Here is a 24,234-nt window from a genome sequence, read left to right as displayed (position 1 = left end):
TAACAATGAAACGGACAGCAGCCTTATGCTTGGTAGGAGCTTTCTGCAGCCTGAATGCTCAGGCTCAGAAGATCCATGTCAAGGGTAATCTTGTTGACGGTACAGGTGAACCTCTGATTGGTGCCACTGTAAAAGTGAAAGGTAATGCCAGCGTCGGTACGGTCACCGACTTTGACGGTAACTTCAAAATCGATGTGCCTTCTGAGAATTCTACTCTCGTATTTACATACGTAGGTATGAAGACCAAGGAAGTAAAGATCGGTAAGAAGAGAGAGTTCAAACTCTCACTGGAAGACGACAATGCCATCGGTGAAGTCGTAGTTGTTGGTTATGGTCAGCAGAAGAAAGCATCAGTCGTAGGTTCCATCACCCAGACTACTGGTGAGGTTTTGGAGCGTGCAGCTGGTGTCAGCGACGTTGGTTCAGCCTTGACAGGTAACCTCCCAGGAGTTGTTACAATCCAAGGCAATGGTATGCCTGGTGAGGAGGAACCTCAGATTATCATCCGTGGTTCTAGTTCATGGAACAATTCCGACCCTCTCGTTCTCGTTGATGGTATTGAACGTCCTCTGAGCAGCGTGGACATCTCTTCTGTGGAGAGCATCTCTGTACTGAAGGATGCTTCTGCTACTGCAGTCTATGGTGTGAAGGGAGCCAATGGTGTCATCTTGGTTACCACCAAGCGTGGTCAGGAAGGCAAGGCTAAGATTGACGTTGGTTTCAATGCTACGTTGAAAGCTCCTTCTAAGTTGCCTAATAAGTACGACTCTTATGATGCGTTGATGCTTCGCAACCAAGTGGTAGAGCGTGAACTGGGCATTTATCCTGAAGGTGTTTCATATCTTCGTCCTCAGTCTTTTATAGACAACTATCGAAACCAGACTACGGATGAGCAGCGTGAACGTTATGCCAATGTGGATTGGCAGGATGCACTTTTCAAAAAGTCTGCTGTATCCTATAATGCCAACGTGAACGTGAGTGGTGGTACAAAATTCGTTAAGTACTTCGCTTCTGCTGATTTCGTGCATGAGGGAGACCTCTTCCGTGAGTATGACAATGGTCGTAACTACAACTCTGGTTATGGATACAATCGTATCAATGTTCGTAGTAACTTGGACTTTGCCATCACTAGTAGCACTACTTTGAAGGTAAATGTGGCTGGTAGCAATGGCGTAAGAAAAGCTCCTTGGAGTAACATGAGCAACAGTGAGTGGCAGATTGGTCAGCAGTGGGCTGGTGCTTATAACATCGCCCCAGATGTATTCTTGCCACAATATTCTGACGGTACATGGGGATTCTATCCATCAGCTTCCAATGTAAGCAACTCTGCACAGAATCTTGCTATCGGTGGTACAGCACAGGCTACAACCACTCGTATCAATACAGACTTTACCCTTGAGCAGAAATTGGATTTCATAACCAAAGGCTTAAATTTCCGTGGTACTATCTCTTGGGATAATGTTTTTGTTGAGACAGGACGAGGTATCAATGACTTGAATAATGATGCCCAGACTAAGTATATTGATCCTGAAACAGGTCAGGTTACTTATGGTAAAGAACTTGAGGGACAGAATAAGTTTGATTGGCAGCAAGGTGTGAACTGGTCAACGGAAGGTGGTTCTGTAGATAATAACCAGACTGTTCGCAACCTCTACTATCAGTTGCAGCTCAACTGGGCTCGCAAGTTTGGACAGCATGATGTATCAGCCATGGGCTTGTTCTCACGTCAGGAGAATGCACGTGGTAGTGTGATGCCAACTTACCGTGAGGACTGGGCGTTCCGTGCTACCTATAGCTATGCTGGTCGTTATAACATCGAGTATAATGGCGCCTATAACGGATCAGAAAAGTTCAGCAAGGACAATCGTTTTGCCTTCTTCAATTCAGGTGCTATCGGATGGACCATTACTGAGGAAAACTTCATGAAGTCTCTTCGTGACAATCACATCATCGATATGTTGAAGTTACGTGCTTCCTATGGTGAGATTGGTGATGACAACCTAGGTCCAGACCCATTTGATTCTACTCGTCGCTGGTTGTATATGAGTCAGTGGGCGTATGGCGGCAAGACTACGATGGATCTCGACCATACTGAGAGCATCTATACATGGTATCGACAGAACACTCTTGGAAATGATAATGTGAAATGGGAAACAGTTAAGAAAACCAACTTCGGTATTGATTATGGTTTCTTGGGAGGCTTGATTACTGGTTCTTTGGATTTTTTCTGTGATCGTCGTAATGACATCTTGATTTTCGGCTCCAGCCGTTCTGTTCCTTCTTATTTCGGAACGACAGCACCTACTATTAATAAAGGTAAGGTTCGTACCAGTGGTTACGAGTGGGAATTGAAACTTAATAAGGTGTTTGCTAATGGCTTGCGACTCTGGGGTAATTTCAATATGACCCATGCCAAGAATAAGGTAATCTTGAAGGATGATGCCATCCTTACTCCAAATTATCAAAAGGAGGCAGGATTTGCCATGGGGCAGTATCGCTCTTATATAGACAGGGGCTTTATCAATAATATTGATGATTTGATAGGTTCTCCGGCGCACGATTCCAATGACAATCACCGTTTGGTTGGTGACTATTACATTGTCGATTTCAATGGTGATGGTGTTGTTGATAGCAAGGACTCGGCTCCTGTAGGTTATAGCAATAGTCCGCAGAACACCTATAATGCTACTATTGGTTTCGAATGGAAGGGGTTCTCTGCTTTCGCTCAGTTCTATGGAGTAACTAATGTGACCCGTGACGTAGGATTGGGAAGCTTTGGTAATAAGCTTGATAATGTTTATAATATTGGTACTTGGTGGAATAAGAATCAAAGCAATGCAGAATGTATCCTCCCTCGTTGGGGTGCCACTGCTTCAAGTTACACCGATGGTACACAGTATATGTATGATGGCTCTTACATTCGTTTGAAGAATGTCGAGATTGCTTATACCTGGACCAAGGGTTGGATTAAGGCATTAGGCGTAAACTACCTCAAGATTTACTTGAATGGTAATAACCTCTGGCTTTGGACTCGTATGCCTGATGACCGTGAGGCAAACCTCGGTGGTGGTGGCTGGTTGGGCGCATACCCTACGGTTCGCCGCTTCAACTTAGGTGTTAAATTCTCATTGTAATTATAAAAAAAATATTCAGATGAAAAATAAGATAAAGACATTATTGTTGATGGGATGCGTCTCGATGGCTTTCGGCACCTCGCTGAACTCTTGTCAAGACTACTTGGACAAGGAGCCAGACTCAACAGTTTCTGCAGACGATGCCTTTGCCAATTTCCGTAATTTCCAAGGTTTCGTTGAGGAAATATACAACTGTATCCCTGATAAAGAGAAATGTAACTGGTGTCCTTCATGGAACTGGGGTGACGATGAAATCTTCAATCCAGAGGCTGATGGCAGAATGACCCATCAGGTTGATTTAGGTAACTTCCGTGCATGGGAATCTACTGGTAACTGGCTAAAGCGTGATGGTGCACCTACTTCCACAGATAAGATGGCACATGGTATTTGGAACCATGCGTGGTATTGCATCAGAAAATGTAATCTCGGTTTACAGAATATCGACAAGTTTGTGACTGGAAGTGCTGAAGAGAAAAAACTGATAGAGGGTCAGCTCTATTTCTTCCGTGCATGGTGGCATGAGGAAATGATGGAGTATTTTGGTGGTATGCCTTATGTGGATACTTATCTCGATGCCAATGCCGAACTGAATTTGCCACGCCTTTCTTATCAGGAATGCGCTGATAAAGCGGCTGCAGATTTCCGCAAGGCTGCCGATTTGTTGCCTATTAATTGGGATAAGACTTCTGCAGGTTCTGCCACACAAGGTAAGAATGATCTTCGCATCAATAAGATTATGGCTCTTGGTTATCTTGGTAAAACCTATCTTTGGGCTGCTAGTCCTTTGATGAAGAATGGTGCGCAGACAGGTGCCAGCAAGAATGGCAAGACTTATGATTATGATCAAGAATATGCTAAGAAGGCAGCTGAGGCTTTTGGTGAGCTTCTCTCTCTTGTAGAAGCTGGTCAGACCCAATATGCGTTGGCTGAGTTTAAGTACTCAGACATCTACAATCATGAGAAATCTGCTGATGCCAATACCTGTTTCACAGATATCTTCTATACCAAGAAGCAGAACTGGAAAATGCCAGGAACAGTTGAAGCTATCTTCCGTGGTCCATCTGCTGATTTTAATGGCTCTAACTGGAACACCTCTAAGGTCTTTGGTCCTAAGGTAAAGAAAGTAGTTGCTCATGATAATGCCATTCACCAACCTACGGCCAACCTTGTAGAGGCTTATGGAATGGCTAACGGTGAGCCAATCTATTTGGTTGAGAATGGTCAGTATGTACTCAATCCAAAGTCTGGCTTCGACCCTGCACATCCTTTCAAAGATCGTGATCCCCGTTTCTACCACGATATCGTCTTCGATGGTTTTAAGTATTTGAACGGAACACCTGGTCAGTTTGCAGATCTGCAGTATTGCCAATTATATACGGGTGGTAATATGCGCCCAGTAGAAAATGCAAGTCGTACGGGTTATTTCATTCAGAAGTTGGTGCCTCATACCTGTAATGAAGTGGATAAAGATTATGACTGGGGTGCAGCTTTCCACTGCTATTTGCCATATATGCGTCTTGCAGACATATACTTGATGTATGCAGAGGCTTGTGCTGCATTCGGTGGTGCTTCCGGCAAGTCTTCAAACTTTGGTAAGACCGCAGAAGATGCAATCAATACCCTTCGCGACCGTTGTGGTGCTGGTCATGTTGCTGCAGAATTTGTTGCTGACAACCATAAGTTCATGGACGAGGTTCGTCGTGAGCGTGAGGTAGAACTTTCTTTCGAAGGATTCCGATTCTGTGACTTACAGCGTTGGTTGCTTTTGACAGAGGCTCCTTATAACCAAAAATTCTCACAGGAGTTTGACCGTGTGGAAAGTGCAGACTTCTATAAAAAGCATGATCCTAAGGACGCTCAGGTTGCCAATTATCGTAGAAAATTGATATTGACTCGTAATTTCGATACCAAGCACTATTGGTTCCCATTGCCAATCAGGGAGACTCAGCTCTATCCAGAGTTTCGTCAAAATCCAGGCTGGTAAGGTTTAAAATTATAAATTAGTAATACTAAATGAATAATGATAGTATGAATTCAATATTCAAATCATATAATTATAAGCTTTTTGTAGCAAGTCTTGTGGCTTTGGCTCCTCTTGGTGCCAATGCCAAGACTGCACAGACAAGCGAATCCGACACAGCCAGTGCCGACAAGGAGATGGTTCAGGTGGCTTACCGAAAGGTAGCCAAGGATGACCTCTTGGGCGGTGTGTCTGTAGTCGATGTAGAGAACTTGATGAAGAAGAACTACCATACTTATAGCCTCGACAATATGCAAGGTTATGTAGGTGGTTGGAATGGCAATTCTCTCTGGGGTATGGATGGCGACAACGCTGGTTATCTCGTCTTGGTAGATGGTGTGCCTCGTGAAGCAAACAACGTTCAACCAAGTGAGATTGCACAGATATCTTTTCTCAAGGGTGCGCAGGCAGTGGTGCTCTATGGTAGCAAGGCTGCCAAGGGTGCTATAGTCATCACCACCAAGCGTGGACATAATGACGGCTTGAAGGTAGAGGTTCAGGCTAATGCGGGCTTGAACGTTGCTAAATCTTATCCTGAGTATCTTAGCAGTGCAGAGTATATGACTCTCTATAACGAGGCTCGTCGTAATGATGACCTGTCTGAGCTTTATACTGCTGAGGACATCTATAATCATGGAGCAGGTTTGAACCCTTACCGTTATCCTAATCTCGATTTCTATTCTTCTGATTATCTCAGAAAGATGAACAGCCGTTATGAGGCTACTGCAGAAATCAGCGGTGGTGGTAAACGAGCTCACTTCTATAGCAATATCAACTATTATCGCCAGGGCGATTACTTCAAGTTTGGTGAGGCAAAGAACAATAATATCCAGCGTTTCAGCGTTCGTGGTAATGTGGATGTAAACATTACTGATGATATTAAGGCTTGGGTCAACTCTAGTGCAACCTTCTATGATTCTCATTCAGCAAAGGGTAATTACTGGAATGCTGCTGCTACTTGGCGTCCTAATTTCCCGCAGAATGCAGCTCCTCTTATCTCCACTGATATGATAGCTCCTAACGCTAAGGCTGCTTGGGACTTGATGAGCGTTGCGAAGTTGGTAGATGGCAAATACTTCCTTGCTGGTACTCAGGCAAACTCCTCCAATGTTTTTGCTGATATCTATTCTGCAGGAAAGAGTAAATTTACTAGTCGTCAATTCCAGTTTGATACGGGTGTCAATATCAACTTGCACAAGGTGTTGAAGGGCTTGTCTTTCGAGACTCATTTCGCAGTCGACTATGCCACATCTTATAATACTTCTTTCGATAATAGCTATGCTGTTTATATCCCAACATGGGCTAACGTCGATGGCAAGGATATGATTGTCGCATTGAAGAAGGAAGGTGAGGATAAAAAGTCTGGCAACCAGAACATCGGCGGAAGTACAGATAACCAGACCATGTTTTTCTCTGGTCAGTTCAACTACAACAATACTTTCAATAAGGTTCACAATCTGTCGGCAATGTTGATAGCTTCTGGCTTCCAGCAGTCGAAGTCTGGACAGTATCACAAGAACTCTAGTGCCAATCTTGCATTCGATGCTTCTTACAATTATGCCCAGAAGTATTACGCAGATTTTGGCTTAGCTGCCATCCACTCTGCCCAGTTGGCTCCAGGTCATCGTGAGGCTCTCTCACCATCACTTTCTTTGGGTTGGAGACTCAAGAATGAGTCTTTCTTGAAGAATTCCCAGGTGGTAGATGACATGATGATCAGTGTATCTGGTAGTATTATCAATGAGGATATTGATATAGCAAATGGTGACAATCGCTACTATCTCTATCAGAGTATTTGGACTTCTGATTACGGCTATGGATGGTATGATGGATCTAGCGATAAATACACCTATTCAAAAAGAGGTGAGAACAAAGGCCTTGATTTTATCAAGCGCAAAGAGTTGTCTCTGAATTTCAAGACATCCTTGTGGCAGAGATTGGTGACGTTGGATGCAAGTTTCTTCATCAATTCGATGGAGGGTTATCTCATCACTTCGCCAACATTCTATCCATCTCATTTGAATACTGGTTATCCAGCGGCTTCGTTTATGCCAGTACTTAATTACAACAATAATCGTAGAGTTGGATTTGATTTCGCAGCCAACTTCAATAAGAAGGTAGGTGATGTGGATCTTTCACTTGGTGTGACTGGTACTTACTATACAACCAAGGCTACCAAACGAGATGAGAACAACGTAGAGCAGTATCAGAACAGACAAGGAAAGGCACTTGATGGCATTTGGGGCTACAAGAGCGCAGGTCTCTTCCAAAGCGAGGAGGAAATCAAAACTTCTCCAGACCAAAGCTATTTTGGCGGAACAGTTAAACCTGGTGACATCAAGTATGTGGATGTAAATGGTGATAATAAAATTGACCAATATGACCAAGTCTTCTTGGGTAAGGGTGGTTGGTATGGAGCACCATTCACGCTTGGTGTCAATCTTACAGCTAAGTGGAAGAACTTTACCTTCTTTGCTCTTGGTACCGGAAACTTCGGTGCTTGGGGAGTCAAGAATAATTCTTATTGGTGGGTAAAGGGCGATAGCAAATATTCTGCTGTAGTTCGTAACCGATGGACAGAGGAAACCAAAGAGACTGCAACCTATCCTCGCTTGACAACTCTTGCTGGTAACAACAACTTCCAGACATCCGACTTCTGGATGTACAAGACGGATGCTTTCCGCTTGGCTAAGGTCCAGATAACTTACGACTTGCCTAGTACTTTGTTCCAGAAGACATGGCTTAAGGGGTTGTCGGCATACGTAAGCGGAGCTAACTTGCTTACCATTTCAGGAGAGCGCGAAGTCTTAGAGATGAACGTTGGGTCTGCGCCTCAGACACGCTATTATAATATAGGTGTGAAGGCAACATTCTAATCATTTTAAAATGTAGAAAGAAATGAAAGTAAAAAATATATTTATATTAGCAGCAATGTCGCTTACTTTGGCTTCTTGCTCAGATCTCTTCGAGCCTGCAGAGGAAAACAACCGTGGCTTGAATGAGATTTACAATGAACCAACATACGCTCAGGGACTATTGGGATATGGTTATGCGATGCTTCCTTACAATACCAAGAGTGTTACTGATGTTGCTACAGATGACGCTGTAAGCAATGACTTGACAAATGGCTATCTCAAGATGGCTACAGGTTCTTGGACTGCTAATAACGATCCAATGTCTAGATGGACAAATGGTCGTGCTAGTATCCAGTATCTCAATATCTTCCTTCAGGAGGTAGATAAGGTAAACTGGGCAAAGGACGAGAATGCTCGTAAGATGTATTGTGATAGCCGTAAAGGTGAAGCTTATGCTTTGAGAGCTCTCAACTTGTATTATCTTTTGATGAATCATGGTGGATGGACAGCCGATGGCAAACTGCTTGGTGTTCCTAATTTGACAGAACCAGAGTCTTCTACTGATGATTTCAACAAGCCACGTAATACATTCCAAGAGTGCTTGGATCAAATCTATAGCGATTTGGACGAGGCTGCCAAGCTTCTCCCTCTTGATTACAATGACTTGACTGATGATAACGCTGTTCCTGCCAAGTATAAGGAAATCGGAGTACTGACCGCAGGAGACTACAACCGTGTATTTGGTACTATTATGCGTGGTCGTATCAGTGGTCGTATTGCTGAGGCTATTCGCTCACAGGTATCTTTGCTTGCAGCTAGTCCTGCTTTCTCTGAAGGTACAAACGTCGATTATGCTAAGGCTGCTGACGACGCTGCTACCGTTCTTGATCGTATCAATGGTGTGAATGGTTTGTCTGAAACAGGTAATAATTGGTTTATGCAAACCAAAGAAATCGATGCGCTTGGTTCTGGTGCTTGTCCTGCTGAAATTCTTTGGCGTGGCAGTCGTACCAATGGTTCTGATGACTGGGATCTTGGTCTGAACCAAGAGTCTGATAATTTCCCTCCATCTCTTTATGGTAAGGGTAGAATCAACCCAACTCAGAATCTGGTCGATGCATTCCCTGCTGCAAATGGTTATCCTATCACCGATGCTCGTTCTGAGTATGATAAGTTGGATCCTTACAGCAATCGAGATCCTCGTCTTGACCTTTATATCATTCATGATGGTAGTACTTATAAGGGAAAGACCATTCATACAGACATTACGACGTCTAATAACAATGATGGTTTGAATAAGATTTCCAATTCTACTCGTACAGGCTATTACATGAAAAAGCTGTTGCGTGAGGATTGCAATCCTGACCCTAATTCAAAGAATGCTCAGTATCATTATCCTGTGTATATTCGCTATACTGAGATATTCCTCGATTACGCTGAGGCTGCCAACGAGGCTTGGGGACCACAGGGTAAGGGATCTCACAACTACTCAGCTTACGATGTAATCAAGGCAATCCGTCAGCGTGCCGGAGTTGGCGAGTTTGGCGAGGATCCATACTTGGATGAGTGCGCTGGTAGCAAAGAGAAAATGCGTGAGTTGATTCGCAACGAGCGTCGTTTGGAACTTTGTTTTGAAAATAAGCGCTTTAGTGACCTTCGCCGTTGGAAAGCTCCTCTAAATGAGGCTGTGCGTGGTATAGAAATCACTTCAGAGGCTGGTGTCCCATCATACAAAGACATGAAGGTTGAGGATCGCAGCTATAAAGATTACATGTATTACGGTCCTATACCACAGAGCGAAATGTTGAAGTGGAGCAACTTGCAGCAGAATAAGGGCTGGGAAGTAAAATAATAACGACTAATATTTAAAATGATGAAAACAATGAAGATAAGCAAATATTTGTCCATGGCTGCATTGGGAATCTTGGCTTTAGGCTTTAACTCTTGTGAGAATGGCGACCAAGAATTTCCTGATTATGAGGGCGGTACTACTGTATATTATCCTTATCAGTATATCGAACGTTCTGTAGTTTTAGGCAATGATGAGAATCGCGATAATACGGATGATAACAATCATGTATTGTATATCGTATCTACAATGGGTGGAGCATATAATGGAAAAAACATCACATTGAATGTAGATGTTGATAATTCATTGTGTGACAATCTGTATTTTGAGGATGGAGTTACTCCTGTAAAGCCAATGCCTAGCAATTATTATACAATTCCTACCAAGACGGTTGCGTATAATGGGAAATTGCAGGGACGTCTTCAGGTTAAGTTGGAGGATGCTTTTTTTGCTGATCCAGATTGCGCAAAGAATACATATGTAATCCCAGTTCGCATCAAGGATTTGGTGGGAGCCGATTCTATTCTTTCAGGTTCTCCTGTCGTTGCAGGTACAACTCCTGTTCGTACTGATGCTGCATCTTGGTCTATAGTTCCTAAGGATTATATCCTTTATTGCGTTAAGTTTATGAATCCATGGGATGGCTATTATTTCCGTAGAGGAACTGACAAGATTACAGAGAATGGACAAACTAATGAGGTAAAGCGTGAAGGTGCAACTATTGAAAAGGATGAAGTGAGTCGAATTACAACTAAGGGCTTGAAGGAATGTAATTTCGTAGTCTCTGTAAATAAAGCTGACGGCTCAAAGGTCACTTGCAACTTGAAACTTACGTTCGATGATAGTGGTAATTGTACCGTTACTTCTGATACAGAGGGCATGACTGCTTCTGGTTCTGGAAAGTTTGTAGAAAAGGGAGCAAAGTTGGCTTGGGGTAACAAGGATCGTGACATCCTGACTCTCAATTACAGGGTTGATTTCGGTTCTGGTATTGTTTTGGAAACATCCGATCAGTTCGTTGCCGAGACTCGTGGTAACACCAATGGTGTTGTTACTTTCAGTCCTAAGTATATCAAGTAGTACTATTCTTGATAGATAAGTGTCATTCTAATAATTTGATTATTATGAAATTGAAAAATATTAATTTAGGTTTAGGCTTGATGACTCTCTTGGCTTTGTCTTCTTGTGCTGATGACAAGTTCTCGGAGTACAGAACTGATATGACCAAGAATTTAAAGGATTATCAGTATCTGAATAACTACGAGCCTTTGAAGAAATATGTGGAAGATATGAAAGCTGCCGGCAAGTGCAATCCCGACTTTAAGTTGGGCATTGCGCTCGGCGCAGCCGACTTCAACAAGCAGGAACTTGTATATTGCCTGGCTGGTAGCAATTTCAATGAAATGACTGCTGGTAATGCCATGAAAATGGCTTCTTGTGTGAAAGATGATGGCAGTATGGATTTTTCGACAGTCAAGGAGTTCGTCAAGAATGCGCAAGATGCAGATATGACGATTTATGGTCATACGCTGGCTTGGCACTCACAGGCCGCTAATAAGTATCTCAATAATCTTATCAAGGATAAGGAACTGCCACCTGATCCAACTGGTGGAAACAAGTACTTGGAGATTGCTTGTGGCGATGCTGGCGCCAATCCATGGGATAAACAGATTAGTTATAAGTTGCCTAAGGCATTGGTTAAGGGACAACGTTACGTGATGTCCGTTAAGGTAAAGGCATCGGATGTCGGAACTTTTGCTGCTTGGCCTATTTGGGAAGCAAGTGATAATAAAAACCAATGGGGTGGTAGTAATGATGTTCAGTATATGGCTACTTATGACATCTCTGAGGATTATTCTACTTTGACTTGGGAGTTTACAGCCAATTTCCCTATTGATAAGCTTCAGTTTGTATTCGGTAAGGTAGGAGGAACCATTTCTTGCGATGACTTTACGTTGACGAAAGCTGGTTCTGATGAGAATCTTATTGAAAATGGAGACTTTGCGAAAGAGTCGGCTAGTGGTTGGAATCCGACTGGCTGTACCATCAAGGTGGCTTCTGCAGCCGCAGCTGTCGATATCCCTGTAAGTGTTGGGCATCTTACCTTTGATGATGGTCAGAACCTTGGTGGATGGGGTATGGATAATGCGCCAAAGATTGTAAATGGTGTTTGTGAGGTTGGTAACAACGCAGCCAAGGAAAACCCTTGGAATGCACAAGTTAACTATGAACCAGGTTTCGCTTTCGAGAATGGTAAAACCTATCACTTGAAGATGAAAATCAAGGGTTCTGTAGCTGGCGAATTTGGTGCTGGATTCCAGAATCCTGACGGATACAAAGGCTGTGGTGACTTCCCTACCATCAAGGTTACAACTGATTGGAAGGAAGTTGATGTAGCTACCACATGTAATGGTGACAATGCCTTGCGCCTGCTGTTGAATATCGGTAAATATGCGGGTACCCTTCATATTGATGATTTTGAAGTTTACTACATGAAGTCTGCTAATTCCATTCCTCTTACGGATGAAGAGAAGAAATCTCTTCTTACTGATGCAATGGGCAAGTGGATTGATGGTATGATGGAGGCTACTGATGGTTATGTTACATCATGGGATGTTGTGAACGAGGCCCTTTCTGGTGCCGATAAAGATGGTGATGGCAAGTTCGACTTGCAGTCTGCTAAACGAGGCAACGTTTCAGCTGCCGATGCAAAGAACAATTTCTACTGGCAGGATTACCTGGGTGACATTGATTATGTTCGCACTGCTGTAGCTGCAGCTCGCAAGAGTTTTGCCGCCCATAATGGTGACCCTGAGAAATTGAAACTCTTCATCAATGATTATAACCTGGAGAGCGATTGGGACGACAATGGTAAGTTGAAGAGCTTGATCCAGTGGATTCATGATTGGGAAGCTGATGGCGTGACCAAGATTGATGGTATCGGTACTCAGATGCATATCTCTTGCTATGCTGATCCTAACACTCAGAAAAGTAAGAAAGATCATATCGTCAAGATGTTGGAGTTGATGGCTAAAAGTGGCAAGCTTTGTAAGATTTCTGAACTTGATATGGGTTATGTCGATGCCGCTGGCAAAGAAGTGAAGACAGTCGATATGACAGAGGAACAACACAAGGAAATGCGTGACCTCTACACCTTCGTTCTCCAGAAGTACTTCGAGATTATCCCTATAGATAAGCAGTATGGCATTACTCAGTGGTGTGCTACAGATGCTCCTAAGGATTCAGGTTGGCGTCCTGGTTTGCCAGTAGGCCTCTGGGATCTCAACTATCTTCGCAAGCATACCTATGCAGGTTTCGCTGTAGGTCTTGGTGCTCCAGAATATTGGAAGGAAGCCAAGTAAATACTCTAAAAGACATTAGTTTTAGGTTTATCATACAAAGATTAACCGAAAAAAGATGTTAGTCGTTAAGGTTGGCTGTGTTGTGATGACACGGTCAACCTTTTTACTTAAAATGGCACGAAAACGCACTTTTTCTCACTCTTTTTTCGAGAAAAAGTGCGTTTTCGTGCCAAAATCTTTAATTTGGCTGCATAATTTCAATCCAGATAAAGTATTTGTTACATGACGCAAAGGGTGTTTCAGGGGAAAGATGTATCTTTGTATACATGAAAAAGATATATTATTTGCTGATGGGCTGCCTGCTGCTGGTGGGCTGCTCACAAAAGCCACATGACATAACGATGGTGAGCCAGTTGCCTGCCATCTATCCCGACTACGTGGGCGTTACCGTGCCTGCCAATATCGCTCCGCTCAACTTCTGCATGGAAGATGAGGGATATACGGCTATGTCGGTACAGATAAAGGGATCCAGAAAGGGAGCGATGGAGACATCGGGAGAGGATGCGGAGTTTGACATCGAACAATGGCATCAACTGCTACGTGATAATCGGGGCGGAAAACTGACCCTTACTGTTGTCGCCAAGAAGGACGGACAGTGGAGACAATTCAAGCCTTTTGACATCTTCGTGGATAAGCAGAGGATGAAGGAGTGGGGCGTCACTTATCGCATGGTAGCTCCTGGCTATGAGCTCTATGGTATGCAGGGACTCTTCCAGCGTTGCCTCTCCAACTTTGATGAGTTTGCCATCTATCGCACCACCGAGGTGCCGGGCAGTTGTGTGAATTGTCATACCGCCAATGCCACCAATCCCGATGAGTTTACGCTGCATATCCGTGGCGAGAAGGGTGCTACCTTGATTCGCCATCAGGGCAAGGACGACTGGATGAAGTCGAAGAATCTGGAGGTGGGCGGTCCGATGGTGTTCCCTTGTTGGCATCCATCGGGCAAGTTTATCGCCTTCAGCACCAATGATACGCAGCAGTATTTTCATTCTCAGGCTAAGAAGCGCATCGAGTATTTCGATATGAGCTCTGACATCTTCATCTACAATCCCGAGACGCATGAGGCGATGGTGGATGCTCGCTTTGCCACCAAGGAGAATCTGGAGAACTGCCCTGTGTTTTCGCCAGACGGTAAGTGGCTCTATTATATCACCGCGCCTTTCAGAGATCCGAAGCTGCATTTCCGTGAGAGCCGATATAGCCTCTGCCGTGTGGGCTTCGATGCCAAGACGGGCAAGCTGGGCGAAAAGGTGGATACGCTCATCAGTGCGGTGGCTTTGGGCAAGAGCATCACTTGGCCTCGTCCGTCATACGATGGCAGATATCTGATGTTTACCACGCTGGATTATGGCTACTTCTCTATCTGGCATCCGGAGGCTGACCTATGGCTGCTAGACTTGAAGACTGGCAAGGCTCATGCCCTGGACGCTGCCAACAGTGATGACTCTGACAGTTTCCACAACTGGAGCAAGAGTGGCGGATGGTATCTCTTTACCAGTAGGCGAGAGGACGGCCTGTATACTCGCATCTATCTGGCTAGCGTGGACAGGCAGGGCCATTCTACCAAGCCTTTCCTCCTGCCGCAACGCCGACCTAGGGAGGACAATCTGCGCCGCATGTATTCATATAATACGCCCGACTTCACGCTGCGCAAGGTGGAGATAGAGGATATGCCTGGGCATATCAACAACCCTAAACGTATGGAATGGCGGGTGGCTAAGTAATGCTATATATAATAAGGTATAAGGAAAATGAAAGATACGAAGAATAATGATAGAAGCCGATGGATGGTGGCGGCTGGCTTCATGGCTGCCCTGTACATCTTCTTGCGATATGCCTATCCCTGCGCATTGGCTTATCATGAGCAGATGCAGCTCTTCTTATGGAATGGGGATTATCTGATGGATAGACTGGCAGAACCAGGTGGCGTGGCTCGCTATTTGGCTGAGATGCTGGTGCAGTGCTATAACAATCTGCCGCTGGGCGCCTTGCTCCTGGCGCTACTCATGGGCGGCTTGCAACGGATCACCTGGCTCTTGATGAGAAGGATGGGCTGTAAGGACGGTATGAGATGTTATCTCCTGTCGTTTCTGCCGCCTATTGTGATGTGGGCGGTCATGGGCGATAAGGATGTGATGACTACTGTGCCTATGGCTTTGCTGCTTACTGAGGCTATGTTGCTGCTGATGCCTAGTAACATCTTCTCGGCTTGGAGACCTGCCATTATTTATCTGCTGCTATTGCTCACTTTGGGCTATTGGCTAGTGGGACCGATGGCGATATGGGCGGCAGTGGGCTTGGTGGTTTATGCCTTGTGCAGGCAGAAGGATAAGCAGAACTGGGCGATGGGCTTGGTGGCTGTGCTGGTGGTAGGCTTGTTTGTGCAGTTGGAAAGTGCCAGAATGCTGCCTTATCCCAAGGCTCGTGTGTTTCGTGGCATTGATTATCTGCGCGATCCTACGGCGTTCTTCCCTCATGAGTGGTATACTTCTGATGTGTATGAGCAGATGGAGTATAGCATGTTGGTGCGCCGACAGGATTGGCATGCCATCTTGGACAAGGCTGCTAAGAAGGCTCCGATGGCTACGGCGAGCGAGGCGGCTGTGAAGTTGGCGCAATGGAAGACGGGGGCATTGAGTGATGAGGGGATGCGCCAGTTTATGGCTTCGTATGGCAAGCTGGATCATCCCATCAATATCTGCATGAAGAGTGACCTCTTCTTCCAGTTGGGCTTGGTGAATGCTTCTCGCCGATATGCCTTCGAGTTTAAACAGCTTATTGCCAATGGCAATCAGAGTGGCAGAATGCTGAAGCGTCTTGCCGAGACCGAACTGGTGAGTGGCCATGATCAGTTGGCGCGCAAGTATCTCTACATCTTGCATGATGCCACCTTCTATCGCCAATGGGCGGAGGATGTGCTTCCTCTCACCCGCAGTGTCAAGCTTTTGGATGCTCATCCCCTCTATGGTCCGCTATCCCATAGCTTCCCAGAGAAGGATGTGATGTATTAGGCTCATCTGTATATTTTTCCTCTGTTTTGACTAAACATTTGGGGAATCTGGAATGTTTTGGGTAAAAACATTTGGGGAATCTGGAACATTTTGGGCAAAAACATTTGGGGAATCTGGAATATTTTGGGTAAAAACATTTGGGGAATCTGGAATATTTGTTTATTTGACTTTTCCTGATTTCCTCTTCAAATAGGTTTGATGGTGTATCATTTTCGTTATAATGTTGGCTATCAAACCTATTTGGTACTTCTCACAAAGTATTTGTTACACCACATAATGTTTTAACCGACTTTTTATACTATCTTTGCCAACAGATTTGAGAAACATCTCAATCTTATAACATGATTTATTAACTTAATAACAAATTGTAAAGCTTATGAAAAAGTTATTTACTTTGATTGTAGCAGCTTTCATGGCTGTAAGTGTAAATGCTCAGACAGAGACTCCTCTTGTTTTGGGTGGTGGTTGGAATGCAGGTTTTGCCTACGATGCTGACGTTTATGACTTCACTGTCTCCAAGCAGTGGGGTGCAGCAGAGTTCGCCTGCAAGGTCAACTCTGCAGATTATCCTAAGTATATCCTCGAGTTCGAAGAACCGCTTCCTGCCAACTTCCAGGTGAACTATACTTGGAAGGCTTCTGCTGATGCTGAAGGTGATGCTACTCCTGCTTATGGTCGTGCTGTGGGCGATGGAGCTACCAAGAAGTTTGAACTTTCTTTCGATCAGGAGCATCCTTACATCGTTGGTGTATCTGTACAGCATACCGATGCTGTGGAAGCGAACCTGAAGGTAAAGAAGATGACTTTGGTTGCAGCTGATGGTACAGAAAAGAAGATTAATGCCTCCTTCACCGGTTGGGCAGGTACTGATAACACCGTAGCTTATAAGGGTGTAGTTTCTTTCAATCAACTGTATCAACAGCTCCCTATCAAAGGTTTGGAAGGCAAGAGTAATGTTACAGTCAAGGTGAAACTGGCTGAGCCAGCCACAAATGTTCATATGTGTGTAGATTACGAGGAGGGTTCTGAGTGGCCTTCATTCAATGGCAGCGATGAGATTACTTTCACCACCAAGGATGGTGGAGTCATCAAGAACGTGGGTATCCAGTATACCGACGCTGAAAATAAACCTGCTCAGGTATCAGTCCTCGGTGCCTGGTTGGTTGATACAACTACCGGTATTTCTAAGGTAGAGAATCTGAAGGTTGCCCAGGATGGCAAGTGCTTCAACCTCGCTGGTCAGCAGGTTGGTAAGAACTATAAGGGTATTGTCATCAAGAATGGTAAGAAAGTGATTGTTAAATAATGAAGAAAACTTTTTCTCTCTTTATGATTCTCCTGGCGATTTGCCTCCAATTGCCGGCACAGAGTTGGGAGACGATAACTGTAGGTTCGGGCATTCGTAAAACCTATACCTACATTCCTCTAAATGTAGAGAAATCACCAGCTCTGGTGATTTCTCTGCATGGTATGAACCAGGACCCTGAATATCAGCAGAAGCAGACCCAATGGAATGCGATGGCTGATAAGGAGGGTTTTATCGTTACTTATCCGTTGGGTAATAACAAGATGTGGGACACTAACGGTACTTCTGATGTGAAGTTTGTGGAGACTGTCATCAAAGAAATGATAAACCAGCACCATGTGGACAAGAACCGAATCTATCTTTCCGGTTTCTCTATGGGTAGCTGGCTGGGTTATCATTGCCTGGAAACGATTGGTGATCAGATTGCTGCCTTCGGACCTGTGAGCGGTGTGGACATAGGTAAGCAGCCTAAAGCTAACCGCAAGGTGCCTATCATGCATATTCACGGAACCGGTGATGATGTGTTCAAATATACGGGCGATCCTTCTCACATGGCTGGCGGTTATCCTAGCATTGAGGAATATGTAAAGAAGTGGGCTGCCTACGAGGGTTGCGATGCAAACAATCCGCAGGTGGTTCGCCCTTATCCTTCCAGCAGAAAAACTGCCAATGCTACCCGTACTATATATAATAATGTGAACAATGATGTAGAAGTGAACCTTATTTCTATCGACGGTAAGGGACATTGGCATTCCAATGATCCTAATGGTGTAAATTCTACCCAGGAGCTATGGAACTTCTTCAAGCGTCATCGGTTGAACCAGCATTCTACTCCAGATCCTAATTTTCAGATTTATCTCTGTTTCGGACAGTCGAACATGGAGGGAAATGCTGCCATCGAGGCGCAGGACAAGACAGGTGTGAACCCTCGTTTCATGGCAATGTATACGCTCGATAATGCCAATGCCGGATGGACAAAAGGCAAATGGCATACGGCTACTCCGCCTCAGGCTCGTCCTTACACCCGTCTGTCGGTAGTAGATTATTTCGGAAGAAAGATGGTAGATAATCTGTCTGACGAGGTGAAGGTGGGAACCATCACCGTAGCTGTAGGCGGAGCAAGCATCGATCTCTTTGATAAGGATAAGTATCAGTCTTATCTCAATGATGTCAATACTGCCGACTGGCTCCGCAATTATGCCAAGGAGTATGGTGGTAATCCTTACGGCCGTCTTATCGAGTTGGCTAAGATTGCACAGAAGAGTGGTGTCATCAAAGGTATTCTCCTGCATCAGGGCGAAACCAATAACTGCGATCAGACCTGGCCTTCTAAGGTAAAGAAGATTTATGAGGATATGCTTGCCGATTTAGGACTTGATGCCAAGAATGTGCCTCTGCTCGTTGGTGAGTTGGGACAGAAAGACCAGAACGCTGCCTGCTGGGGACATAATGCGATTATCGACAATATCACAGCTACGATTCCTACAGCTCATGTCGTTTCTTCCAAGGATTGTCCTCTGCAGAGCGACCGACTCCATTTCACAGCAGAGGGCTATCGTATGTTTGGTAAGCGTTATGCCGACGTGATGCTCGACATCCTGGGTGTTACTCCTGCCGAGAAGCGCAACTATTTCATCCGTTACGAGAGTACGGCTGGCGAAAACCTCTGGGATCGTCAGGCAATCTATACTTTGCCTCAGGCTTTAGAGAAGGGTGCCAGATATTCACTTACCATGAAGGTGCGAACTTCTGCCGATTGCGCAGAACTCGGTTTCTGGCCTATCTGGAATGCAAGTGACAACAAGAACCAGTGGGGTGGAAGCGATGATGTGCAGTATCTGGCAGCCTATCCTATTGAGGCTGGCGGCTGGAAGACGCTTACCTGGAACTTCACTGCCAACTTCCCTCTGGATACCTTCCAGTTTGTATTTGGCAAATATGGTGGCACACTCGATATTGACGACCTCGTGCTGGTGAAGGAAGGAACATCCGAGAACCTCATTGCCAATGCCGATTTCTCAGCCAAGCATATTCAGGGCTGGAATACCAACTGGCAGGGACCAAGCTATTATCTTGCCAATGATGCTTACCAGTCTACTGGCATCACCCAGCCATCGGTAGTAGCCCAGCCTTCCCAGCAGGATGATGCTTACTATACGCTTCAGGGCGTACGTGTCAGCCATCCTACAAGCGGAATCTTTATTCACAAGGGTAGAAAAATTGTGATGAAGTAGTTAGGTTTTGTGATAAAATAAAAATAGTTTTGTTGTTTAGATGTCCTTTCACCTTTCATCTATCTTCTTGCATTTCAGATAGGTGAAAGGACTTTTTTGTTTCTTATAGGTGCTCTAGCCAATTCTCGGGAGTGATGATTGTTTTATCCTTCACATCGTATGTGTTTAGGAAGGAAGCAGGAAACTGAGTATTTGCTCTCTTTGGATTCCATTTCATTTCGAAGAGAGTAAACTGTCCGTCGCTTTCCTCGATGTAGTCTATCTCTTGCTGTTGGTTGGTTCGCCAGAAATAGCTGTTTACATATCTTCCTTCATACTGGTTAGCTTTTATTCTTTCGCTGATAACGAAGTTCTCCCACAAGGCACCAACATCTTGTCGAAGGGCCAAAGGCGCAAAGTTTTGCAATATGGCATTTCGGATACCATTGTCGTAAAAGTAAAACTTCTTGGCTCGTTTCAGTTCTGTGCGCAGGTTTCTGCTAAAACCATTTAGCTTGAAGATGATATAGCATTTTTCTAGCAAGTCTACATATTTTTCCACGGTTTTGCTGTCCGTACCTACTGTCTGTGCCAGCTCATTGTATGAAACTTCGCTAGTAACTTGCAGTGCTAAAGCAGTGAGTAGCTTGCTAAGCAATGCAGGTCGGCGTATACTCTCTAAGGTGAGCAAGTCCTTATAGAGATAACTATTGGACAGATTGTACAAGATGTCTTTTGCATCTTTTGTATGATTGATGACATCTGGGTATGAGCCATAGATGAGGCGATTCTCTAGTGTTTGCTTTACTGTAAGTAAGCCTTGAGATTCGAGTAATTCACCAGTGGACAATGGAAAGAGATGATACTCAAACTTTCTGCCGGTCAGTGGCTCATTGAGCTTGTTTTGTAATTCAAATGAGGAAGAGCCTGTTACCAGTAATTGTACTTCAGGGAAGTTGTCAGTAATCAATTTTAGGGTTAGCCCTATGTTTTCTACTCTTTGTGCCTCGTCTATCATGACAATCTTGTGTTTGCCAATGAGCAATTTTAGTTCTTGGCTATTCACCTGGGATAGCATTTCTTTTACTTCTGGCTCATCACAGTTTAATTGCAATATAGGTTCCGTACGTTTTTCAAGTATCATTTTGAAAAGCGTACTTTTTCCTACTTGTCTGGCACCTATTATAATAATAGCTTTACCACCAAACATTCTGGCCTCTATCGTTTCTTGTAGTTTCCTTCTTATCATTTTATTCTTATGTTTAAATCTTCTGCAAAGATTATGCAAATGAGCGCAATGAAAGCTCGCTTTCAAATTGCCGAGTGCAGCTAATCTTCTGCAAAGGTAATGAAAATATTCGCTAATCCAAAAAATAACACTGTTTTTTTGGATTATAATCCGAAAATTCGTACTGATTTTTTGGATTAGGGACATTTTTGAGCTATTTTTGCCTTGTTAATAGGGTGCCATGTAACTTTAGTTTATACCCAATGTTATGGGTTGTGAAAATTCTTAATCTAGTATCTGTTGCTTGTAGCCCTAGGAGTTGATGATTGTTGTTCCAGAAGCTAATGCCTTTAACTCCTGTTCCTAATGATTGCAAGTCCTAGAATCGCATATCTTTTGGCGACCGCCAAAAGATATGCGGAAGGCATTCTTCTCACTATTACTTACGTCACTTGTAGGCATCAAGCCCTACGCTTGTAATCATTCAGTACTGGGAGGGCAGGTAACAAACCTGCCCTCCCAGTGCATTTTGATACGTTTGATAAAGTATTTGATATATGGCGCAAAGCCTATGTCGGATTATTCTTGTAATTTTGCAACGAATAAACAATTTAATCATATACGTATGAAAAAGAAAAATATCCAGACCCCTGTTTTATCAATGGCCATTGCTGCATGTATGATATCTCATCAGCAAAATGCGTGGGGCCGGGAAAAACCGTCCCTGCAAAATGATTCCGTGCCTTATGTAACCATGCCGGACGTTTCCCCTAAACTCACCACAGGAGATGGAAATCCCCTGCTGGATTTTATGTTTACAGCGGATCCAACTGCAGTAGAATATAATGGCAGAATTTATGTGTACGCAACAAACGATCAGCAACAATATGATTCAATAGGCGGTTACGGAAAAAACTCCTACGAATACATCAAATCTCTGGTGATGATGTCTTCCGATGACATGACAAACTGGACCTATCACGGAATTATTAAAACAGACAGCATCGCCCCATGGATACAAACATCATGGGCACCGTCGATCGCAAAACGTGAGGAAGCGGACGGCAAGACTCACTTCTACCTCTATTTCTCCAATAGCGGGGGTGGAACCGCAGTGCTGACATCCACATCCCCCATAGGACCGTGGTCAAGCCCGCTGAATCATAGTTTGGTAGACACAAACACTCCAGGCATAGCAGGAGAATGCAAAGCCGCTTTCGATCCGGGTGTAGTCATCGATGACAAAGGAAAAGGTTGGCTGACAGTAGGCGGAGGATGTGCTCGCATTATGCGTTTGGGAAAAGACATGATTAGTGTGGATGGCCCGATAAAGCCCATCAGGGCTCCCCATCATTTCGAAGCTAACGAATTAAACTACATCAACGGCACATACGTTTATACTTATAACATAGATTGGCAAGATTTTAGCGACTGGCCTCTCCCGACAGAGAAACCAACCACCTGTTGCATGAGTTACATGACTAGCAAAACTCCGCTGGTAACCAAAAGTTGGAAATACCAGCACAACTATATGAAAAACCCTGGAGATTATGGATTTGACTACAGCAACAATCATACACATCTACACAAATTCCGCGGGAAATGGTATGTATTCTATCACACAATGAGTCTGCAACATAGTTTCAATACAACAGCTGGTTTTCGTAATGTTTGTGTCGATGAAATACAAGTTGACGAGAATACTGTGAATATCCACATGGGTAACCAGACTCTGAAAGGCGTAAAACAGATACAGCCTATGAATCCGTTCATCATCCAGCAGGCCGAAACCACAGCAGCCACACAAGGTGTCAAGTTCACAAATGGAAAAAGCATCGGGGACATGTATGCCGTTACCGTTCCCAACAAGACTGGCATCATTGCTGTCAGAGGTGTGGAATTCAACAAAGTACCTTCCAGTCTGGAAATTAAGGCATCCGGAAACGGAATCATAGAAGTCCGCCGGGATAGGCCGGACGGAGAAGTCATAGCTTCAATCAAAGTCGGTACCCCGCAAATGAAACTCATAGAATCCCAACTTCAAAAGAATATGACAGGCACAATGGACCTCTGTTTTGTCCTGAAAGGAAACAATATCACATTCGACGAATGGAAGTTCAAATGATAACTTCCTGATGACAAGGAGGGTGCATTGCCCATTATGATGCACTCTCCTTAACTTCCTGTACGTATCCCGCGCTGAGGAGACTATGCATGGAAGCTGTGCTATCGTTGGATTCTCTTGTTTGTTTTTGCAACACTAAGATAAGTGAATTCTTCGACATGGCAAAATCCTGGGCCGCTCGGCTCTGCCGCTTGACTTGTTCAAGAACTTTTTGCTGCTCAGGTGTTAAAAAAGTTTCTGAGTAAGTTGTGTGTTTATACAATTACAGACCAAGATGTATGCGGAGGTCCCCCTGTGGATTATGCCTTCAGTTCTCATCAATGGATCCGCAAGACTTGCGGCAAGGATATCCGCTTTTTCTGGGACGACAGCGCCTGGATCGTGCAGAACGCCATAGGAAGCCAGAATTGGAACGAATACGCAACTCATATACAAAATCACGGGAATCTAGGGAAAATATATCCGAAAAACAAATACGGAGTGGAAGGCGACACTCCTTCTTTCCTACATGTAACCCCAAATGGATTAAACGATCCGACCGAATGTAGCCAGGCAGGTTGGGGTGGCTATTTCCGATGGGGACTGTCACCAGACAGTCTGACAACATGTTACACAAATGCAGATCCGGCAGTCAGATGCATATCGGAGAAATATGAAAAATACTTCTATCCCGCAATATTCGCCAACTTCATGGCACGTATGGATTGGGCTGCATACGGCAAAGGAAACCGTAACCCGATAGTCATCGTAAATGGTGAAAAGGGGTTGAACCCGATTATAATTGAACCAGAAACAGAAGAGAAAGTCCAATTAAACGCTTCAAAATCTGTGGATCCGGATAAAGATAAACTGACATTCCACTGGTGGATATTGCCGGAAGCGGGTACTTACACCTCAACGGTAAGTATCAGAGAGGCAGACAAAGCTAATGCCATTCTGCGTATCCCCCAGGATGCGGCAGGAAAAGAACTGCATATAATCTGTGAAGTGACAGACAATGGGACTCCGGCGCTGACCAGTTACAGAAGGGTCATCATCCGCCCAAAACTTGGCGAGACATTCAACCTTTCTGGGCAGCGATAAACATAACTATAAAGGCAATGTTATCAGAAAAAGAAAAAAGATAAT

General features: G+C 44.3%; 13 protein-coding genes. 12 read left to right on the top strand and 1 reads right to left on the bottom strand.

All coding sequences use genetic code 11. From position 1 onward, the window contains the following. The first annotated feature begins 5 nt into the window (after positions 1-5). From F7D73_RS10990 to F7D73_RS10945, 10 genes are all read left to right on the top strand, one after another. Positions 6-3,134, top strand: coding sequence for a SusC/RagA family TonB-linked outer membrane protein (locus tag F7D73_RS10990; protein WP_437182317.1), 3,129 nt, complete (start codon positions 6-8; stop codon positions 3,132-3,134). Positions 3,135-3,153: 19 nt separating this feature from the next. Further along, a complete protein-coding gene (locus tag F7D73_RS10985) occupies positions 3,154-5,118 on the top strand; it encodes a RagB/SusD family nutrient uptake outer membrane protein (RefSeq protein WP_153124662.1) in 1,965 nt (654 codons plus the stop codon). 44 nt (positions 5,119-5,162) lie between these two features. Beyond that, positions 5,163-8,030: a SusC/RagA family TonB-linked outer membrane protein gene (locus F7D73_RS10980; protein WP_153124660.1), complete on the top strand. Its 2,868-nt coding sequence runs from the start codon at positions 5,163-5,165 to the stop codon at positions 8,028-8,030. A 22-nt stretch (positions 8,031-8,052) separates the two neighbouring features. Continuing rightward, on the top strand, positions 8,053-9,861 hold the full coding sequence (locus tag F7D73_RS10975; RefSeq protein WP_153124658.1) for a RagB/SusD family nutrient uptake outer membrane protein: 1,809 nt from the start codon (positions 8,053-8,055) through the stop codon (positions 9,859-9,861). 30 nt (positions 9,862-9,891) lie between these two features. Next, entirely contained in the window at positions 9,892-10,938 is a 1,047-nt protein-coding gene (locus F7D73_RS10970) for a DUF5627 domain-containing protein (RefSeq protein WP_153092300.1), read from the top strand. A gap of 44 nt (positions 10,939-10,982) precedes the next feature. After that, positions 10,983-13,220, top strand: coding sequence for an endo-1,4-beta-xylanase (locus tag F7D73_RS10965; protein WP_153124656.1), 2,238 nt, complete (start codon positions 10,983-10,985; stop codon positions 13,218-13,220). Positions 13,221-13,486: 266 nt separating this feature from the next. Further along, positions 13,487-14,947: a TolB family protein gene (locus tag F7D73_RS10960; RefSeq protein ID WP_153124654.1), complete on the top strand. Its 1,461-nt coding sequence runs from the start codon at positions 13,487-13,489 to the stop codon at positions 14,945-14,947. Between the two features lie 27 nt (positions 14,948-14,974). Then, complete coding sequence (locus F7D73_RS16070) at positions 14,975-16,234, top strand: DUF6057 family protein (protein WP_194256900.1); 1,260 nt, start codon at positions 14,975-14,977, stop codon at positions 16,232-16,234. A 376-nt stretch (positions 16,235-16,610) separates the two neighbouring features. Next, complete coding sequence (locus F7D73_RS10950; RefSeq protein ID WP_153124652.1) at positions 16,611-17,540, top strand: hypothetical protein; 930 nt, start codon at positions 16,611-16,613, stop codon at positions 17,538-17,540. Beyond that, positions 17,540-19,774 (top strand): sialate O-acetylesterase, encoded by a 2,235-nt coding sequence (locus tag F7D73_RS10945; RefSeq protein ID WP_194256899.1) that lies wholly within the window; start codon positions 17,540-17,542, stop codon positions 19,772-19,774. The genes F7D73_RS10950 and F7D73_RS10945 overlap by 1 nt, the downstream gene beginning before the upstream one ends. 103 nt (positions 19,775-19,877) lie before the next feature. Here the strand turns inward: F7D73_RS10945 and F7D73_RS10940 are convergent, their stop codons facing one another. After that, positions 19,878-21,002, bottom strand: coding sequence for an ATP-binding protein (locus tag F7D73_RS10940; protein ID WP_118141050.1), 1,125 nt, complete (start codon positions 21,000-21,002; stop codon positions 19,878-19,880). A 604-nt stretch (positions 21,003-21,606) separates the two neighbouring features. Between F7D73_RS10940 and F7D73_RS10935 the strand changes: the two genes are divergently transcribed. Continuing rightward, on the top strand, positions 21,607-23,106 hold the full coding sequence (locus F7D73_RS10935; protein WP_117727183.1) for a glycoside hydrolase family 43 protein: 1,500 nt from the start codon (positions 21,607-21,609) through the stop codon (positions 23,104-23,106). Positions 23,107-23,328: 222 nt separating this feature from the next. Then, positions 23,329-24,189 carry a nucleoside hydrolase-like domain-containing protein gene (locus F7D73_RS10930; RefSeq protein ID WP_153124650.1) on the top strand — a complete coding sequence of 287 codons (861 nt, stop codon included), beginning with the start codon at positions 23,329-23,331 and terminating at the stop codon, positions 24,187-24,189. The last annotated feature ends 45 nt before the right edge of the window (positions 24,190-24,234 follow it).

The sequence above is a fragment of the Segatella copri genome (genome assembly GCF_009494395.1).
Lineage (GTDB): Bacteria > Bacteroidota > Bacteroidia > Bacteroidales > Bacteroidaceae > Prevotella.
The sequence above is the reverse complement of the archived record's forward strand: the minus strand, read 5'-3'. Positions and strand labels throughout refer to the sequence as shown.

Excerpts from the sequence above, each read along its gene's own strand:
- F7D73_RS10990 (WP_437182317.1), top strand. The coding sequence starts at position 6 with ATGAAACGGACAGCAGCCTTATGCTTGGTAGGAGCTTTCTGCAGCCTG.
- F7D73_RS10985 (WP_153124662.1), top strand. The coding sequence starts at position 3,154 with ATGAAAAATAAGATAAAGACATTATTGTTGATGGGATGCGTCTCGATG.
- F7D73_RS10980 (WP_153124660.1), top strand. The coding sequence starts at position 5,163 with ATGAATTCAATATTCAAATCATATAATTATAAGCTTTTTGTAGCAAGT.
- F7D73_RS10975 (WP_153124658.1), top strand. The coding sequence starts at position 8,053 with ATGAAAGTAAAAAATATATTTATATTAGCAGCAATGTCGCTTACTTTG.
- F7D73_RS10970 (WP_153092300.1), top strand. The coding sequence starts at position 9,892 with ATGAAGATAAGCAAATATTTGTCCATGGCTGCATTGGGAATCTTGGCT.
- F7D73_RS10965 (WP_153124656.1), top strand. The coding sequence starts at position 10,983 with ATGAAATTGAAAAATATTAATTTAGGTTTAGGCTTGATGACTCTCTTG.
- F7D73_RS10960 (WP_153124654.1), top strand. The coding sequence starts at position 13,487 with ATGAAAAAGATATATTATTTGCTGATGGGCTGCCTGCTGCTGGTGGGC.
- F7D73_RS16070 (WP_194256900.1), top strand. The coding sequence starts at position 14,975 with ATGAAAGATACGAAGAATAATGATAGAAGCCGATGGATGGTGGCGGCT.
- F7D73_RS10950 (WP_153124652.1), top strand. The coding sequence starts at position 16,611 with ATGAAAAAGTTATTTACTTTGATTGTAGCAGCTTTCATGGCTGTAAGT.
- F7D73_RS10945 (WP_194256899.1), top strand. The coding sequence starts at position 17,540 with ATGAAGAAAACTTTTTCTCTCTTTATGATTCTCCTGGCGATTTGCCTC.
- F7D73_RS10940 (WP_118141050.1), bottom strand. The coding sequence starts at position 21,002 with ATGATAAGAAGGAAACTACAAGAAACGATAGAGGCCAGAATGTTTGGT.
- F7D73_RS10935 (WP_117727183.1), top strand. The coding sequence starts at position 21,607 with ATGAAAAAGAAAAATATCCAGACCCCTGTTTTATCAATGGCCATTGCT.